Source organism: Delftia tsuruhatensis NBRC 16741, from assembly GCF_001571325.1.
In the GTDB taxonomy this organism is placed as follows: Bacteria; Pseudomonadota; Gammaproteobacteria; order Burkholderiales; family Burkholderiaceae_C; genus Comamonas; species Comamonas tsuruhatensis.
Window position 1 is genome coordinate 1 of sequence record NZ_BCTO01000078.1, and the last position, 16184, is coordinate 16184.

Here is a 16184-nt window from a genome sequence, read left to right on the forward strand (position 1 = left end):
ACCGGCAGCAGCCCAAGCGTGTTGATTTCCACCCAGAAGTGACCCACTAGCCCCCGGTGGGGGTGCGGATAAAAACTTGGACTGGTTTTATGCGGCTAGGCCAAGTTTGTGCCGGTATTCCACAGGACTTAAACGTCCCAGAGATACCTTGATACGTTTTTCGTTGTACCAACGAATGTACGCATCGACAGCTTCAATGAACTGCTCAATCGTTGTTGATTGCCAGTTGTTGGGATAGAACAGCTCCATCTTTAGCCTTCCAAAAAAGCCTTCGCACGCAGCGTTGTCTGGTGAGCACCCTTTGCGAGACATCGAGCGAGTCAACTTTGCATCATGGACCCTCGAGAGCCAGCCTGGCCAGCGGTAGTGAGCTCCACGATCAGAATGAATCACAGGGCGGCTCTCGCTGCCTTGAACAGCATCAATGGCCGCATCCAGCATTGTGTTGACGAGATGTGCGTTGGGATGAGTCCCAATCGACCAGCTCACCACCAGCCCGTCAAAGCAATCAATGACTGGCGACAGGTAAACCTTGCCAGCAGGAATCTGGAGTTCAGTAATGTCGGTGAGCCACTTCTCATTGGGCGCAGCGGCACGGAAGTCTCGATTGATGAGGTTTTGCGGGGCGGCACCTATCTCTCCAAGGTAGGAGTTATATCTGCGGCGTTTGGGCTTGGCCACGATCAACCCCTCCTGCTTCATCAGCCGACGAACCACCTTCTCTGAGATGCCCGTGCACTCCTTGAGCAGAGATGCCTGCACCCTGCGATATCCATAGCAACGGTAGTTGTTGTCGAAGATCTCTGTGATGCTTCGGCGTAAATCAACGTATTTGTCAGCCAGCTTCAGCCGAGCACGATGGTAAAAATACGAGCTTCTAGCAAGGCCAACAAGAGAAAGCAGTTCTGGCAATTCATACTGCCCGTGCAACGCTTCAACCAGCACAGCCTTATCTTTGTTTGCCAGCCTATGCAGATCAATGTCAGCCCCATTTTTTAAGATTTCATGGGCCTGCTTGAGAAGCTCACGTTCTATCTTCAGCCGCCGAACATCCTGGCGCAATGATTCAACTTGGCGCCTGAGTGCTGCTTCATCCAACACTGGCGATCGCTTTGGACTGTGTTTCATTGAGGCTGGGGCACAAGGGCCAAGCAACTGATTTTTCCAGTTGTACAAGGTCCCCCTACACACCCCTAACTTGTCCGCAATCTGCTGTGCACTTGATCGACGGGCACACAGCTGCACCACGCCCTCACACATCAAGGCATCAGGCTTTGTAGCCGGCCAAGATCTGCCTACTCTCGATTTGCAGGTGTCAGGGCAGTCTTGCCGAACCCACGCAGTCAACGTTCCTCGACCCGGATAACCCAAAGCCCTCATCGTTGCAGCAATACAGCGATCATGGGCGAGGTAATGAGCAATAGCCACCTGCCTTTGCTGCAGCGAATATTTTGGTGCTCTTGGAGCTTGGCTTGCTGGCAAATCCTGATGCTTCAGGTAGTGCTGATACCAGCCTTTCAATGCGTTCTTGGTTGGGTACCCCAACTGGCGAATCGTGGCTCTGACACGCAAGCCAAGCTTGATGTAAAGCGCAACTGCACGAATCCTGTCTGCGTATGAGTACATGAACTACCTCCCCTGGTAGTCCAAGTTTTTGTCCGCATCCCCGGCGGGTCAGTTCTGCGTGGAAATCAACAGCCTAGATTCATTGAGATGCATCAAAGCAGTCTATCGGCGACAACGCACCTCGTCGTCTGCGTGAACTCTAAGGCAGACCCTAAAGGGGCGAGGGAGACACTTTCGGCGGTGCATCTCAACACTCTGCGCAGTGCGGTTGTATTAGACCTAGGGTTCAGCCGTGCAGTCCAAGAACTCGCAAAGCAGCGTCACCTCTACTACGAGCCGAATGTAATGACCTCAGCTGAAACGTCCTGGGTTGAAACCACTATCAGAGGCCAAGAACGATCAGTGTTGTAGCCTGACCCCTCGAAGTATCTGGTGTTTGCCATGCGCCCATTTGGGCTTACCCCATGAGCTGCGCCGTGCAGAGAACATCATCGCTAAACCACTTCGATGATGACTCAAGTCATTTCCCCTTGGCGAGCAGGATGGCATCACACGGGCAGGTTGCACCCAGCCATAGGACATAGGCTCTGAAGCCGCGCCCATTTCAGCTGGCGTGCAAACCGCCGAGCAACCATACCTATGCTGCCGCGCTGGCCTCGACAGCAACATCACTCAAACTCTCGCCCCTGAGTGAGCGGACTAGGTTCTCAGCAGCCCGCATTTCAATTTCGAACCGTACGCGTCTCACAGCCGAGCCGATGTGGGGAGTGAGTACTGTTCTGGCGTTGTTGGTCAATCCCGGATGAATTTCGCGAGGTCTGTCTGGAAGTAGCCAATCTTCCATCTCATAGACGTCAGCGGCGTACGCGCCAAGTTGCTCATTCGCCAAGGCATCGACAACCGCCCTTTCGTCGACCACAGACCCCCTACCCACGTTTACAAGGATCTGGCCCTTTTTCGATAGTTGAAGCATCCTGGAGTCAACCAGGTGGCGCGTATCGCTAACAAGAGGCACTGCCAGGAACACATAGTCCGATGTGCTGACAGCCTCATCAAGCGTGACCAGTTCGACCTGATCTAGACGCACACTTGGGTCTACACCAAGCAGCCGCGCGCAGCCAAAGCCCGCGAGTCGCGCCAATATGGCCTGCCCAACTTTTCCGAGACCGATCACGCTGGCCACCGACCCATGAAGCCCGGTTCCGTATAGAGCTGGCCTCCACCCAGAGTAGCCTGCTCTTGTAGCGGCGTCACCCTGAAGCACGTTCCTGCCAGCAGCAATAGCCAATCCGATGGCCAGCTCGGCTGTGGGCTCTGTGAGGAGGTCAGGAACAAAGGTGACGCTCACCCCGGCTTGTGCGCAAGCCCTCAGGTCGAAGTTGTCGTACCCCTTGAGTGCACAGGAGATGGTCTTGAGCCTGGGAGCGTTCAGCAGCGACTCTTTGGTCACACTGTCTGTCATGAAGGCCATCATGGCATCAGCATCCACGAGGTACTCCCTGAGCTGGCTGGGGCTCCAGGGGTCAGGCCCTGGATTCATGATGACCTCACCCTCAGCCTGGAGCTTCCTTAGAACCTCTTCATGAACTGGCTGCGTTACGACGATTTTCCGATGATTCATTTTTCGATTTACTTGAGACGCTTTCGCAGCATCGATCCAATGCTGTCAACCACGAGGACACAGGCAAGAATCGACAGAAGGATGGCTGAGACCTCGTCATACTTGACAAGGCGAAGTGCTGCCATCAACTCGAAGCCGATGCCACCTGCACCGACAATGCCAAGTACTGCGGAGGCCCTGAAGTGGTACTCCCAGCGATAGATGGTTATGTCTGCCAACTGTGGAAGGACTTGGGGGATAACGGCATGCGAGATGACCTGAAAGCGGCTTGCGCCTACCGCAGCAGCTGCTTCAAGTGGCTTCGGATCCACGTGCTCAATGGCTTCCGCGTAAAACTTTGCGACCATTCCCGTGGAATGCAACGCTAGTGCGAGCACCCCAGGTAGAGCACCAAACCCTACGGCTGCCACGAACAGAATGCCAAGAATGATTTCTGGCACGGACCGGAATGCCGCCAGGATGACTCTGGCCACTCTTCCCACCAAAGGATTGGGGGTGGTGTTTGGAGCCGCCAGGAGCGCCAGCGGAAGTGAAAGCACGATAGTCAGTGCTGTGCCGGCAATCGACATCGCCAAGGTGTCCCTCAGCGGGATGACCCAGTGCTCCCAGCGGTCGAAGTTGGGAGGGACCATCTCAGATGAGAGCTGCTTGACAGCCGGGGCGCCTTCGATGAACCGCTGTGCATCGAAGAACCCCGTGACGTACAGGGCTACAAGGCAAACCAGAAGGACGAACGCTGTATTGCGCAGTCCAATGAACTGCTCCCGCTTGTCGCGACTGATGATGTTCTCGAATGCAGCCGAGGTCATTGCATACGGCCCAAATCAAGCTTCAGGATGGTTGCGGTATCCCTAAGGACGTCATATGCAGCGTCATCAGTGGCGGCAAACGCCTGGACACGAAACGCCTTGAGCACCTCAGCATCCTTCATGTCCAGAAAGGCAGAGCGGATGGCAGCTTTGAGCTCAGGCTTGAGGTCCCCCTGCATGACGACCGGATAGTTTGGAATGGGAGCAGAAAGGTCAAGCTGAACAATCTTCGTGGCATCAATGCTTCCTCGAGCGATGAGGTTGTCCAGAATCGGCTTGGACAGAGCCCCGGCTGGAATCTGACCCGACTGCACCGCACGTGCGACCGCGTCATGTGCCCCAAGGTGAACTGGCCGATAGTCCTTCTCACCATCAAGCTTGTACTTCTTGAGCAGGTGTGCACGTGGTGCAAGGTGGCTTGATGTGGACGCCTGGTCGCCAAATCCGAAGGGCTTGCCGCGCACGTCTTCAAGCGTTTTCACCGGCCCTCCGGCCGTTGCGATGAGGACCGACTGGTATGTGGGCGACCCACGTTCAACGCCCACCGCAAAGGGCTCAATCCCGGACGCCTTAGATTTGGCCAAAACGTACGAAAACGGTCCAAAGTACGCTACCTCAATCCGACCGAACCGCATTGCCTCGATCATCGAGGAGTAATCGGTAGTCACCACAATCTCAACATCCTTCTTGAGCTGCTGTTCAAGATAGCGCTTAAGAGGCTGCGCGTTCTGGATGATGCTGGCAGCGTTCTCATCTGGAAGAAGGGCGACACGAAGCTTTGATGGATCCTTTCCCTGCGCATGAGCCCACAGAGGAAGGAGTGCAGCAAAAGAAGCTGCGCTGACAACAAGAGAGAAGTTACGGCGATTCAGCATGGCAAGAGCTCCTTGGTTTGACTGGATTGAAGAGTTCGGGGGCTATCAGTGGACGCACTCGTGTTGGAAGCGTTGGACTGCTTTGCATAGAGGTTCCGCGCAACATCAGGACTCAGCTGCTCTGCCCTACCCTCGAATACAACAGCTCCCTGGCGGAGCCCAATGATTCGGTCTGCAAACGAGCGCGCGAGCTCCACCTGGTGAAGACTCACGATTGCGGTGAGGTGGTCCTTTTTGCAGATCTCATGCAACAAGGTGAGCACGCTATGTGCGGTTGCCGGGTCCAGGCTGGCAACAGGCTCATCGGCCAGCAGGATTCGTGGCTTCTGTATTAGCGCCCTAGCTATGCCTACGCGCTGCTGCTGCCCCCCAGACAAGGCATCAGCCCGGGAGAGCGCCTTTTCGAGCAGCCCGACACGCTCAATCACTGTGAGCGCCTCCAGCTTGTCCTTCTTGCTCCACGGCCATAGCGAAGCGAATGCACCCCTGTCACCGAGCTTTCCCATCAGAACATTCCTGAGGACCGACTGACGTCCAATCAGATGATGCTGCTGGAAAACCATCCCACAGCGCTTGCGGTGCTCTCTCAGCGTCTTTGCGTTGACTACCCCACCTGCCAGGCCAGGTATCGATACCTCGCCTTTTGTGGGCAGCACCAGTCCATTGATGCTTCGTAACAAGGTGGACTTCCCTGCGCCCGAGGCGCCCAGAAGCACCAAAAACTCTCCCTGCTTCACATCCAGACTCGTCGGGTGCAAGGCCACGGTCGAGTCAACGTAGCGGACGGAAACTCCCTTGAGACTCAGAACGTCTCGGTCCTTCTCCAACTTCATGTTGTTACCTTTGCAAGTTTCTGCCTGCGAGCAGCGCGAGAGCGCTTATGACGCACATTTGCCGCAGAAAGAAGTTCGATACGGCTAGGCATGCGTGCAGTTTGTTCGTGGAACGTGTCATCAATATGAAACTTGCACCCCGAAAAATAGGGGTATCTATAGATAACACCTATGTCTGGACTCACGCTACTTGCGGCTTTGAAAGCCTTTGATGCGACGGCAAGGGCCGGAAGCATGACTGCTGCTGCGAAGCTGCTTGATCTACAGCAGCCCACCATCTCAGCGCATATTCAGCGCCTGGAGAATGAGTACGGCGTGGAGCTTTTTCTTCGTCAAGGCCGCCGGCTTGAGCTGACTACCTTTGGCAGGACTCTGCTGGACTACACGCGGCGGGCATTCAGCGGCGAGGAAGATGCGCACGCCCTTTTGGCAGCAGCCAAAAACCGATTCGTCGGGCGTCTTGTGATTCACGCGATCGGCCCGTACAACGTAGTCCCTGTTCTGAAGGCCTTCGGGAGCCGCCATCCCCAGGTCGAGGTCTCTGTCCGTGTAGGCGACTCCCGCTCAATCACGGAAAAGCTCCTCGACTACCAGGGTGATGTCGGCGTGGTCCTCAATCACGCCGAGCACCCCGAACTCCATTGCATGCCATACAGGTCACAGCGCCTGGTGGTCTTTGCGAACCGAGAGCACGCCCTAGCCCGGTGCGGTGAGATAGTGCTCAAGGACCTTCAGAGCCAGCGCTTCGTCATACGTGAGGAAGGTTCAACGACAAGAAGAGTCTTCGAGAGCGAGCTAATTGCCCGCAATATCAACATCCAGGTTGCGCTGGAGATGGGAAGCCGGGAGGCTGTCCGCGAGGCAGTCGCACAAGGAATAGGACTAGGCGTCGTTGCCGAGACAGCCTATGTTCCAGATCCGCGTCTTGTGAAGCTGAAGATTCTGGATACAGCAATGGCCACCCACGTCGACTTCATCTGTCGTCGCGAACGACAGAACGCTCCGCTGATAGCAACGATTTTCGACTTGGCAAAAGAGGTGAGAAGAGGCCTGGCCTAAAGATTCACGAACTTGGCGACAGGGCCCGAGTGGATCATTCATGCCAAGCCTATCGTTAGCAGCCATGCTGTCAGTCAAACAGGCCTGAGACGTCCCCACGTACAAAGGTGTCGATCTGACCGGTGCAACCTATGCCACGGACATCCGGCTCTCCGACCCGGATGGCAATGAGCGCACGCTGGCGGACTTCCGAGGCAAGGCCATCCTGGTCTTCTTCGGCTTCACTCAGTGCCCAGATGTCTGCCCGACGGCCCTGGCGCGGGCGGCCGAGGTCAAGCGGCTTCTCGGCCCCGACGGCGAGCGCTTCCAGACACTGTTCGTCACGGTCGATCCCGAGCGCGACACGCCCGAGGTGCTCAAAGCCTACACGGCTGCATTCGACCCCAGCTTTATCGGTCTGTACGGCGACCTGGAACGCACCGCACAGATCGCCAAGGACTTCAAGGTCTACTACAAGAAAATGCCGACGGGATCGTCCTACACCATGGACCACACATCGCTCAGCTACGTCTACGACCCGCTAGGAAAGCTGCGCTTGGCCCTGCGCCATGAGCAACCCGCCCAAGACTATGCGGACGACATCCGCAAGCTCTTGAACCCTGCCTGACCCTCTATCCCCTCAAGGAGAACACCATGAAACTCGTCATCCGCACAGCCATCGTCGCCGCCTCGCTGCTCGCGGCCACCGCCCAGGCGCAAGTCACCGTCAAAGATGCCTGGGTGCGCGCCACCGTACCGCAACAGAAAGCCACCGGCGCCTTCATGCAGTTGAAGGCAACCAAGAATAGCAAGCTGGTCTCGGCCAGCTCGCCGCTTACGCCCGCCGTCGAGGTCCACGAGATGGCCATGCAGGACAACGTGATGAAGATGCGCCAGGTGCCGGCCGTCGAGCTGCCCGCAGGCAAGACCGTGGAACTCAAGCCCGGCGGCTACCACGTGATGCTGATGGACCTGAAGCAGCAGGTGAAGGAAGGCGACACGGTGCCTCTGACCCTCGTCATCGAGGGCCCGGACGGCAAGCGCGAATCGGTCGAAGTGAAGGCTCCCGTGCGTGCGCTCAACGCCAGCGCCCAGCCGGCTGGCCACGATGCCCAGGGCGGCCACAAGCACTGAAGCACTTGGCGGGTGGGTGAATGGCGCACCTGTAGCACACCCCACCGCTTGCAGCCCTCGAAATTCGAAGCCGCGATGCCAACTCCCGCAACCTAGGTCACGCATAGCCAAAAAGCTCACGGCGTACGGCAACCGGAGATGGTTACTCCACCAGCGTTTTGCAATGCGTGTTTACTAGCGCTGTTTCTCTGAAACCCACGGTCTCCTTGCATGAAGGCCTCTAGCATGTGCGGGATCAGCGTCGTGGCATCGACCGCTTCGCCGTACACCTGCGCGTGCAGCGCGGCGTAACGGTCGAGGTCGGCTTTCAGGCTGACCGGGCACGCAAAGGCCAGCTTGACGCTCTCGACCTTGGGCAGCGGCCCAAGCCGCAACTTCCTGGTGGTGTTCATTTCGCAATTCCACGGTTGAAGAACATAGGCTGGTACGGCCGCAGCACAAAATCGCGGTTGACGATGATCCGCACCGGCAGGCCCGGCCGCTCGGTCAGCGTCGGCTGGATGTTCATGTTGCGCCGGGTCATCTCTTGGCCGACCTGGTTGATGCTGTCCTGCGCGCTATCGCGCCCAGCGATCACGATGCGGTTGCCATCCTGCCGGTTTTCCGGTGCGGCCAACTCGGCACCCACGCCCAGCAGGGTCGTCAGCGCCGCACCCGCGAAGACGCGATCCCAATGCCAATCGACGCCATCCTCCAGGCCGGAATAGCCGGCAGGGTCAGTGCCCGCCAGGTTGTCTAGCTTCAGCGAGGACGTGTCCGGCAGGATGACGCGGTTCCACACCACCTGTACGCGGCTCTGCCCGTAGCTCACCTGGCTGTTGTACTTGCCCAGGATGCGCGATCCCTGTGGGATCAGCAGGAACTTGCCAGTGGCCGTGTCATAGACCGGCTCCGTCACCGTGGCTATCACGTCGCCCGGCAGATCGGACTTGATGCCCGTCACCAGCGCGCCCGCGATCACCGTTCCCGCCATGACCTGATACGGCGAGGCCGGCATCTGGAGATTGCCGGAATTGCGGGTTTCCGTAGAACCGCCTTTCAGGAAAGCCTCTTTCTGGTCTTGCCGGTTCTGCACGGCTGTCGGGTCGGATGGCTGGGCCGCCGTCGAGGCCGGGCCAGCGGCCAGCGGCCAGCGGGTCGAAGCCCGCCAAGGCGCTGCCGGGCGCAGCCGCAGCGGCTTGCGCCGTGACCGGCGCGGTGGCCTTGCCTTGGTTGCCCGAGCGGAAAAACACCGACGAGTTCGCCGCCGCATCGGCCTCCTTGCGCCACGCATCCGCCGGATCATGTCCCGGCGGTGCGTAGGCCGGCGTCACCGGCTGCTGCGACTTCACGATGGCTGGGCCGAGATCACCCGGCAGCGGCGGCCCCAGCTCGGGCACCTTCGGCGGCAGCTTCGAGTAGTCGGCCGGCAGACCATCCAGCCCCTCGGACTTCGAGACGCGATCGACGTTGTAAAGCTCGGTCTGCTCGCCCGTGCCGCGCCGGTGCGGCTGCAATGACCAGATCGTGGCCCCGAGCACGGCGACCGACAGGACGCCGACGAGGATGGCCAGCGTGCGCCGGTTCAGGCGCGTGACCGGGCGCGGCTGGGCGCGCAGCGCCACCGCCTCGGGCGCGACCTTGCCCGCCTGCGCCGCAAGATCAGGGGAATCGTCCTGGCTCATGGTCAGTTCCTCCGTGTGCCGTCCGTGCGCTCAATCCGCACCACGTCGCCTTTGTCCCCGCCCAGGCGCAGTTCGGCCGCGCCGAACAGGCGATCAACGATGTAGTACGGCGCACGGAATCGGTAGTTCACCAGTTGCCCGTCGCCTTGCGCGCCGATCACGAACAGCGGCGGCAGCTCGCCCTGGGCGATGCCGGGCGGGAACTGGATGTAGACCTTCTCGCCGTCATCGAAAGCACGCAGCGGCTTCCACGGCGGATTGCTGCCGCTGATGGCATAGCGGAAACGGATCTTCTCCAGCGACAGGCCGCTATCGACCGGGGCGGCGGCGCTGGCCGCCTGCGCCTGGCGCTGCAAGGCCAGCATCTTGTCCTTCGGGTACTCCCAGGACACCGACGCCATCCACGTCTTTTCGGTCGAAGTCAGCTCCAGCAGATACGTCCGGCGGCTGGTGGTGATGACCAGATTGGTCTTCAAGCCCGAGCGGATCGGCTTGACCATCACGTTGACGCGCAGAGCCTCACCGCTGCCGCTCGACGTGTCCCCGACGATCCAGCGCACCGTGTCGCCGGCCGCGACCGTCACCAGTTCCTCGCCGGGCTGCAGCGAAACCACCGTCACGCGGCCCACGGCCGCATAGAGCTGGTAAAGCGCGCCATCGGTAAAGGGCCAGACCTGGATCGCGTTGACGTAGCCTTCGCGCGTGGGCGCGACACGGGCCTCGGCATTGGCGCGCGAGACGCGCACTTTCTCATCCGCGGGTTCCGGCGCGGGCTTGGCCTCCTCGGTCTCTGGCAGTGGTTTCAACTGCGACGGCAGCGCGAGCGGCTGCGGCACCGTGACCACCTCCACCGGTTTTGGTGGCTCCGGCAGCGGCTGGGCCTGCACCGGCTCATCGAGCGAAATGGTCGGTGGCGGCTTGCCCTGAGTAGCGCAGCCAGAGAACAGCACGGTCGAAGCCAGAAGCATCACCGGCAAGGCGGATTTACGGAAAAGATCATTCATGGTTTTGCTCCTTCGTTAGCTTCCAGTTCGCGGCTCCACGACAGCCCGTTGACGTAGATGCCCAGGGGGTTCTTGCGCAGACGCTGCTCGGTGCGCGGGGTTTGCAGCACCGTGGAAATCACCGCGTTCCAGCGTTCGGTGCGATCCAGCGCGCCATTGACGAAGCGCGTTTCCGTCCAGCGCACGTTGAAAGACGTGTCGCTGGCGCGGGTCACGCTGGTGATCTGCACCGTCACCGACTCCTTGCCGATGCGCGCGAACGGGTCATTCGTGCGGGCGTACTCGTTGAGCACGACCGCGCCTTTGTCGGTCGTGTAGTCGTAGGCATCGAGCCAGTTCTGCCGCACCACGATGGGGTCGATGGACAGCGAGCGCACCAGGCCGATGAAGCGGCCCAGGTGGTAGGCGATCTGCGCATCGCTGGGCTTGTAGGGCGTGGCGGCCTCGCCGACAGCGCGCACCTGGCCCGCGTTGTCCACCTCAATGACGTAGGGCGTGACGATGGACTGCGCCGAGCGCCAGACTAGGCCGCCCGCCATCAGCACGGCCAGCGTGAGGCAGCCAAAGGCCATGAAACGCCAGTTTCTGGCCTGCACGCGGGCCGAGCCGATGCGCTCGTCCCAAACCTGGGCGGCGGATTGATACGGAGTAGCAGGCTGTGGCGTATCGGCGTAGCGCACCTGCGGTCGTTTGAATCGCATGGGAGTTCTCCTTGAAGATCAGGAATCGGAATCGCGCAGGCTCGGGCCTTGGCTGGAGCTGCCGCCATCGCCGCCGCGCAGCGTGTGGGCGGCGGTCGTCGCGGCATGGGTGAGCTGCTGCCTGCGATGCAGGCGCTTGGCCCAGGCGGGTTGCGCGGTGGATGGGGTTGGCTCGTTTGCAGCCTGTGCGGCACCGCCCCCTGACGCCGATCCGGCGTCATCGGGCCGGAAGGCGGCGGCGACACGCTCCTTCATCGAGCGCGCACCATCAGCCACCTTCTGCCCGGCCGCCTGCGCGCCGGTCTTGGCGACATTGCCCACGCCGGCGGCGGCGCCCTTGAGGCCACCGCCGGCGGATGCAGAACCCGCCTGAAACGCCGACCGCGCGCTGCTGGCGGCCCCAGTGGCGGCACGCGCTCCGCTACCGGCCAGCTTGGCGGCTGCGGGCGCCATGCGCGCCCCGGCGGCGACTGCGCCGCCGACGCCCGTAGCCGCAGCGCCCACGGCAACAGCAGCGCCGGCCGCGCCCAGCGCCGCACCGGCCATCGCACCTGCGCCGAGCTGCGGGCTGCCGGACACCAGCCCGGTTGCAATGCCCGGCCCGAAGATGCCCAAGGCCAGCAGCGTCAGCGAGGCCAGCATCACGACCACGGAGTGGTCGATGGATGGTTCGGCGGGCTGTACCTGAAACTCGGCGAACAGGCCCGAGCCGATGCCCACGATCACCGCCAGCACCAGCACCTTGATGCCGGACGACACCACGTTGCCCAGCACCTTCTCGGCGAGAAATGCGGTCTTGTTCCAGAGCGCGAACGGCACCAGCACGAAGCCGGCAAGCGTGGTCAGCTTGAACTCGATCAGCGTGATGAAAAGCTGGATCGCCAGCACGAAGAAGCACAGCAGGACGATCAGCCAAGCGAGGAACATCACGACGATGGGCGTGATGTTCACGAAGACTTCGGGGAAGCCCGCCATGTCGCCGATCTGTTTCAGGATCGGCGCACCGGCGTCGATGCCGACCTTCGCCAGCCGGCCCGGTTGCAGGAAGTTCTCCATGCTCAGGGTCGAGCCGCTGGCCGTCAGGCCCAGCCCGGCGAAGGAGCGGAACACGATGCCAGCCAACCAGTTGAAGTTGCCGATGATGTAGGCGAAGGCGCCGACGTACAGCACCTTGCGGATCAGCTTGGCGATCACGTCCTCGCCCTGGCCGGTGGCATGGCTCATCGCCCAGAACAGCCCGGCGAGCGTCATGTCGATGACGATCAGCGTGGCGGTCAGAAACGCCACTTCGCCGTGCAACAGGCCAAAGCCCGAGTCGATGTAGCGCGAGAAGGTGTCAAGGAAGCGGTCGATGACCGTCACGTCGTTCATGGCGAGTCCTCCTGCCCAGGCAGAGCGATTGCCGCGCTGCCATCGGCGGGTTCATCGAAGCTGGGCGGGATCGGCGGCAGGTCGGCCAGCGTCTGGTACTCATTCGGCCCGGCCTGGCCGGAGAGAAAGCGCCGCAGGTCGGCCTGTGCCACCTGCGCGCAAAACGCGCCGTCGTGCGCGCCCGCGCGGCACTGCGCGCGCAGCGCGTGCAACCGGGCCGGGTCGGCGGCGAGCGCATTCACCGACACTTGCTGCGGCCGGTCACAGCCGGCCAGCACCAGCGCATGAATGGCGAAAGCAAACACGACGGGCGTGCGTTGCATGGCAGCCTCCGTCAGCGGTTGTAGAAATTGACGGGCTGCGGCGTGTACGGCGTGCCTTCGCCCAGGAAGCGGCGCGTCACTTCGCGCCCGCGCTCCGTGGCCGCCGCCTGCCGCGCCAGTTCCAGCGAGGCCGCGCGGTCTTGCGTGATCTGGAGCCGCTGCGTCTGGATCGACTGCTTGGCCTGCAAGGCCAGCAACTGGTTCATGGCCTGCATCGCTTGCAGCGCGCCCTCGGCCGACTGGCTCTTGCCCACGAGGTCGGCCAGCACGCTTTCGTCGTCGCTCAGGTTCTGCGACGCCTGGGCCTGCATCTGCATGGTCGTTTGCAGGCCGTTGAGCGTGTTCTTCCAACGCTCCTGCGCATCGAGGTACATCTGATTGCCGCTCACCGTGGCGGCGTACTTCTCGGGATACAGGCGCACGAATTCGCGGTCGATGCTTGTCACTTCGTAGGCCAAGCCCTTGGCCTGCGCGATCAGTCGCTGGGTGGTCGCCAGGTTCGCGCGCAACTGGCCGACCACGCTGGACGGCAGGCTGGCCAGGTTGCGCGCCTGGTTGATGAGCATCTGCGCTTCGTGCTGGAGTTGCTGGATCTGGTTATTGATCTGCTCCAGCGTGCGAACGGCGGTGAGCGTGTTCTGCACCAGATTGGTCGGGTCGAGCACGATGTCGCCGACGCCGAACAAGGCGTGGGCGGGTTGCGCGATGCCGAATGCGAGCACGCAGGCGGCGGTCAACGCGGCGAGCTTGGGGGTATGCAATTTCATAGTTGGTTCTCCTGGGGGTGGTCAGCGGTACGGAGGGAACCCGGCGCGTAGCCGGGGAACGAGGGCAGCAGGTCGGCCGCCCAATCGAGGCCGCGATGGCGCAGCCAGGCGCCCGCGAAGCCGGGCACGCCGGCGTCCTGCGGCACGCGGCCAAGAACCTCATCAATGGCGCGCTGGTCTTGCGGCGTGGAAGCACCCGCGAAGGCCAGCGTCGCCGGCCCCAGGTCGAGGTCGAACACGCGGTTGCCGAGGCGGGATTGGTAGTAGTAGTCGCGCTTGGGCTGCGCGGTGGCGACGATCTCGATCTGCCGGCTGTTGAGGCCGAAGCCCTCGTAGATCGCGCGAATCTGCGGTTCGGTCGCTTGCGGGTTCGGCAAGAAAATCCGGCTCGCGCAGCTTTCGATGATGGCCGGCGCGATGGCCGAATCCTTCACGTCCGCGAGCGACTGCGTGGCGAAGATGACACTGACGTTCTTCTTGCGCAGCGTCTTGAGCCACTGGCGGATGCGCGCCGCAAACACCGGGTCATCGAGGAACAGCCAGGCTTCATCGAGGATCAGCAGCGTGGGCGCACCATCCAGCCGCTCCTCGAAGCGCGCGAACAGGTAGCGCAGCACCGCGAGCACAGCAGCCTTGCTGTGCATCAGCTCCTCCATCTCGAACGCCTGCACGTCGGATGTGCCGAGGCGGTCGTGGTCGGCATCCAGCAGCCTGCCGTGCGCGCCGCCCAGGACGTAGGGCGCGAGTGCCTGGCGCAAGGTGTTCGATTGCAGCAAGGCCGTCAGGCCCGTGAGCGTGCGCTGCTCCACCGGCGCGCTGGCCAGGCTCCCCAGCGCAGACCAGATGGCCGCCTTCTCGTCCGGGCCGACGGCCGCGCCTTCGTGCAGCAGGCGGCCTTCCACCCATTCGCTGGCCCAGGTGCGGTAGCCCTCTCGGTCGATGCGCGCCAGCGGCTGGAAGGCGATCTCGTCGTCCGCGCCCAGGTCGTAGTGCTCGCCGCCCATGCCCAGGATGGCCGCGCGGATCGAGCGCCCCATGTCGAAGGCGAAGATGCGCGAGCCGCGATAGCGGTGGAACTGCATCGCCATCGTCGCCAGCAGCACCGACTTGCCCATGCCGATGGGGCCAACCACCAGCGTGTTGCCCACGTCGCCGATGTGCGTCACCAGCCGGAACGGCGTGGCGCCGTCTGTGCGCGTGACGATCAGCGGCGGCCCATCGAGATGCGCATTGCGTTCCTGGCCGGCCCATACCGCCGACACCGGCATCATGTGCGCCAGGTTCAGCGTCGAGACGATGGGCTGGCGGACATTGGCGTATGCGTTGCCCGGAATGGACGACAGCCACGCATCCACGGCGTTGAGCGTTTCGGGGATGGTGACGAAGCCGCGCCCCTGGATGACGCGCTCCACCATGCGCAGCTTCTCGTCGGCAACGGCGGCGTCCGCGTCCATGACGGTGACGGTCGCCGTCAGGTAGCCGAAGGCGACCTGATCGCTGCCCAGCTCCTGCAAGGCAGCATCGGCGTCGGCGGCCTTGTTGTTGGCGTCGGTATCGACCAGCGGGCTTTCCTGCTGGAAGATCGTCTCGCGCAGCAACGCGATGACGTTCTTCCTTTTCGCAAACCACTGGCGGCGCAGTCGGGCGAGTTCTTTTTCCGCCTCGGCTTTGTCGAGGCACAGAAAGCGCGTACTCCAGCGATACGCGAAGCCCAGGCGGTTGAGGTCGTCCAGAATCCCCGGCCAGGTCGAGGTCGGGAAACCGCGCACCGACACCACGCGCAGGTGCTGGTCGCCCAGCATCGGCGCCAGGCCACCGACCAGCGCGGAATCGGTCAGCAGCGCGTCGATGTGGAACGGCACTTCGGGAACGCCGACGCGGTAGCGGCGCGTCGAGACGGTCGAATGCAGGTAGGTCAACGTCTGGCTGTCATCAAGCCAGGCGATCTCCGGCATCACGCCATCGAGCAGGTCGAAGATGCGATCCGTTTCAGCGACGAAGGCGTGCAGCCGCTCGCGCCAATCCACGCCTTCGGTGGGCCGGTTTTCGTACAGCAGGCCCGCGGCCCGAGCACGGGATTCCTCGGACGGCAGGTAGGCCAGCGTCAGGTGATAGCCGCTCTCGAAGTGGTTGCCCGAATCCTCGAAGGCGGCGCGGCGTTCTTCATCGACCAGCCAGGACAGCGGTTCGGGGAAATCGGAGTGCGGGTAGTCGGCGGCAGACCGGCGCTCGGCTTCGATGAACAGCGCCCAGCCCGAACCCAGGCGGCGCAGCGCGTTGTTCAAGCGCGCCGATGTGGCGATCAGCTCGCCTTGCGTCGCGCTGTCGAGGTCGGGGCCACGAAAGCGCGCCGTGCGCTGGAAGCTGCCGTCCTTGTTCAAGACGACGCCCGGTGCCACCAGTCCGGCCCAGGGCAGCCAGTCGGCGAGCAAGGCCGGTCGCTGGCGGTATTCGGCGAGGTTCAGCATCGCGGCGTCC

15 protein-coding genes and 1 pseudogene are annotated in these 16184 nt (G+C 62.0%); 3 read left to right on the plus strand and 13 right to left on the minus strand.

From position 1 onward, the window contains the following. Positions 1-87 precede the first annotated feature (87 nt). The 5 genes from DTS01S_RS30075 to phnC all read right to left on the minus strand — a co-directional run bounded on the left by DTS01S_RS30075 (position 88) and on the right by phnC (position 5704). Positions 88-1626 carry an IS3 family transposase gene (locus DTS01S_RS30075; protein ID WP_003056089.1) on the minus strand — a complete coding sequence of 513 codons (1539 nt, stop codon included), beginning with the start codon at positions 1624-1626 and terminating at the stop codon, positions 88-90. Between the two features lie 577 nt (positions 1627-2203). Beyond that, on the minus strand, positions 2204-3187 hold the full coding sequence (locus DTS01S_RS27105) for an NAD(P)-dependent oxidoreductase (RefSeq protein WP_011517523.1): 984 nt from the start codon (positions 3185-3187) through the stop codon (positions 2204-2206). Between the two features lie 8 nt (positions 3188-3195). Beyond that, on the minus strand, positions 3196-3996 hold the full coding sequence (gene phnE, locus DTS01S_RS27110; RefSeq protein ID WP_003056093.1) for a phosphonate ABC transporter, permease protein PhnE: 801 nt from the start codon (positions 3994-3996) through the stop codon (positions 3196-3198). Beyond that, a complete protein-coding gene (gene phnD / locus DTS01S_RS27115; RefSeq protein WP_003056094.1) occupies positions 3993-4871 on the minus strand; it encodes a phosphate/phosphite/phosphonate ABC transporter substrate-binding protein in 879 nt (292 codons plus the stop codon). Before phnD ends, phnE begins: the two co-directional genes overlap by 4 nt. Beyond that, positions 4865-5704 (minus strand): phosphonate ABC transporter ATP-binding protein, encoded by an 840-nt coding sequence (gene phnC / locus DTS01S_RS27120; protein WP_003056095.1) that lies wholly within the window; start codon positions 5702-5704, stop codon positions 4865-4867. Before phnC ends, phnD begins: the two co-directional genes overlap by 7 nt. Positions 5705-5875: 171 nt before the next feature. Here phnC and DTS01S_RS27125 point away from each other — a divergent pair, with 171 nt between their 5' ends. From DTS01S_RS27125 to DTS01S_RS27135, 3 genes are all read left to right on the plus strand, one after another. After that, on the plus strand, positions 5876-6763 hold the full coding sequence (locus tag DTS01S_RS27125) for a LysR substrate-binding domain-containing protein (protein ID WP_027011074.1): 888 nt from the start codon (positions 5876-5878) through the stop codon (positions 6761-6763). Positions 6764-6878: 115 nt separating this feature from the next. Then, positions 6879-7370, plus strand: a complete 492-nt coding sequence (locus tag DTS01S_RS30080; protein ID WP_076841736.1) for an SCO family protein — start codon at positions 6879-6881, stop codon at positions 7368-7370. Between the two features lie 26 nt (positions 7371-7396). Beyond that, positions 7397-7876 (plus strand): copper chaperone PCu(A)C, encoded by a 480-nt coding sequence (locus DTS01S_RS27135; RefSeq protein ID WP_003056114.1) that lies wholly within the window; start codon positions 7397-7399, stop codon positions 7874-7876. A 116-nt stretch (positions 7877-7992) separates the two neighbouring features. Here DTS01S_RS27135 and DTS01S_RS27140 read toward each other — a convergent pair whose 3' ends face one another. The 8 genes and pseudogenes from DTS01S_RS27140 to trbE all read right to left on the minus strand — a co-directional run bounded on the left by DTS01S_RS27140 (position 7993) and on the right by trbE (position 16174). Beyond that, on the minus strand, positions 7993-8268 hold the full coding sequence (locus tag DTS01S_RS27140; protein ID WP_003056116.1) for a DUF2274 domain-containing protein: 276 nt from the start codon (positions 8266-8268) through the stop codon (positions 7993-7995). Then, positions 8265-9540 (minus strand): annotated as a pseudogene (locus DTS01S_RS27145) (TrbI/VirB10 family protein). Before DTS01S_RS27145 ends, DTS01S_RS27140 begins: the two are co-directional and overlap by 4 nt. Before the next feature lie 2 nt (positions 9541-9542). Continuing rightward, positions 9543-10544 carry a P-type conjugative transfer protein TrbG gene (gene trbG / locus DTS01S_RS27150; protein WP_003056120.1) on the minus strand — a complete coding sequence of 334 codons (1002 nt, stop codon included), beginning with the start codon at positions 10542-10544 and terminating at the stop codon, positions 9543-9545. Continuing rightward, complete coding sequence (trbF, locus tag DTS01S_RS27155) at positions 10541-11245, minus strand: conjugal transfer protein TrbF (RefSeq protein WP_003056121.1); 705 nt, start codon at positions 11243-11245, stop codon at positions 10541-10543. Before trbF ends, trbG begins: the two co-directional genes overlap by 4 nt. 18 nt (positions 11246-11263) lie before the next feature. Continuing rightward, positions 11264-12616 carry a P-type conjugative transfer protein TrbL gene (gene trbL, locus DTS01S_RS27160; protein WP_043372004.1) on the minus strand — a complete coding sequence of 451 codons (1353 nt, stop codon included), beginning with the start codon at positions 12614-12616 and terminating at the stop codon, positions 11264-11266. Next, complete coding sequence (locus DTS01S_RS27165) at positions 12613-12939, minus strand: hypothetical protein (RefSeq protein ID WP_003056123.1); 327 nt, start codon at positions 12937-12939, stop codon at positions 12613-12615. Before DTS01S_RS27165 ends, trbL begins: the two co-directional genes overlap by 4 nt. Before the next feature lie 11 nt (positions 12940-12950). Next, on the minus strand, positions 12951-13706 hold the full coding sequence (trbJ, locus tag DTS01S_RS27170; RefSeq protein WP_003056124.1) for a P-type conjugative transfer protein TrbJ: 756 nt from the start codon (positions 13704-13706) through the stop codon (positions 12951-12953). After that, the gene (gene trbE, locus DTS01S_RS27175; RefSeq protein ID WP_043372001.1) at positions 13703-16174 is read right to left on the minus strand and encodes a conjugal transfer protein TrbE; all 2472 of its coding nucleotides are present in this window, start codon (positions 16172-16174) and stop codon (positions 13703-13705) included. The genes trbJ and trbE overlap by 4 nt, the downstream gene beginning before the upstream one ends. Between the last annotated feature and the right edge of the window lie 10 nt (positions 16175-16184).

Excerpts from the sequence above, each read along its gene's own strand:
- DTS01S_RS30075 (WP_003056089.1), bottom strand. The coding sequence starts at position 1,626 with ATGTACTCATACGCAGACAGGATTCGTGCAGTTGCGCTTTACATCAAG.
- DTS01S_RS27105 (WP_011517523.1), bottom strand. The coding sequence starts at position 3,187 with ATGAATCATCGGAAAATCGTCGTAACGCAGCCAGTTCATGAAGAGGTT.
- phnE (WP_003056093.1), bottom strand. The coding sequence starts at position 3,996 with ATGACCTCGGCTGCATTCGAGAACATCATCAGTCGCGACAAGCGGGAG.
- phnD (WP_003056094.1), bottom strand. The coding sequence starts at position 4,871 with ATGCTGAATCGCCGTAACTTCTCTCTTGTTGTCAGCGCAGCTTCTTTT.
- phnC (WP_003056095.1), bottom strand. The coding sequence starts at position 5,704 with ATGAAGTTGGAGAAGGACCGAGACGTTCTGAGTCTCAAGGGAGTTTCC.
- DTS01S_RS27125 (WP_027011074.1), top strand. The coding sequence starts at position 5,876 with ATGTCTGGACTCACGCTACTTGCGGCTTTGAAAGCCTTTGATGCGACG.
- DTS01S_RS27135 (WP_003056114.1), top strand. The coding sequence starts at position 7,397 with ATGAAACTCGTCATCCGCACAGCCATCGTCGCCGCCTCGCTGCTCGCG.
- DTS01S_RS27140 (WP_003056116.1), bottom strand. The coding sequence starts at position 8,268 with ATGAACACCACCAGGAAGTTGCGGCTTGGGCCGCTGCCCAAGGTCGAG.
- trbG (WP_003056120.1), bottom strand. The coding sequence starts at position 10,544 with ATGAATGATCTTTTCCGTAAATCCGCCTTGCCGGTGATGCTTCTGGCT.
- trbF (WP_003056121.1), bottom strand. The coding sequence starts at position 11,245 with ATGCGATTCAAACGACCGCAGGTGCGCTACGCCGATACGCCACAGCCT.
- trbL (WP_043372004.1), bottom strand. The coding sequence starts at position 12,616 with ATGAACGACGTGACGGTCATCGACCGCTTCCTTGACACCTTCTCGCGC.
- DTS01S_RS27165 (WP_003056123.1), bottom strand. The coding sequence starts at position 12,939 with ATGCAACGCACGCCCGTCGTGTTTGCTTTCGCCATTCATGCGCTGGTG.
- trbJ (WP_003056124.1), bottom strand. The coding sequence starts at position 13,706 with ATGAAATTGCATACCCCCAAGCTCGCCGCGTTGACCGCCGCCTGCGTG.
- trbE (WP_043372001.1), bottom strand. The coding sequence starts at position 16,174 with ATGCTGAACCTCGCCGAATACCGCCAGCGACCGGCCTTGCTCGCCGAC.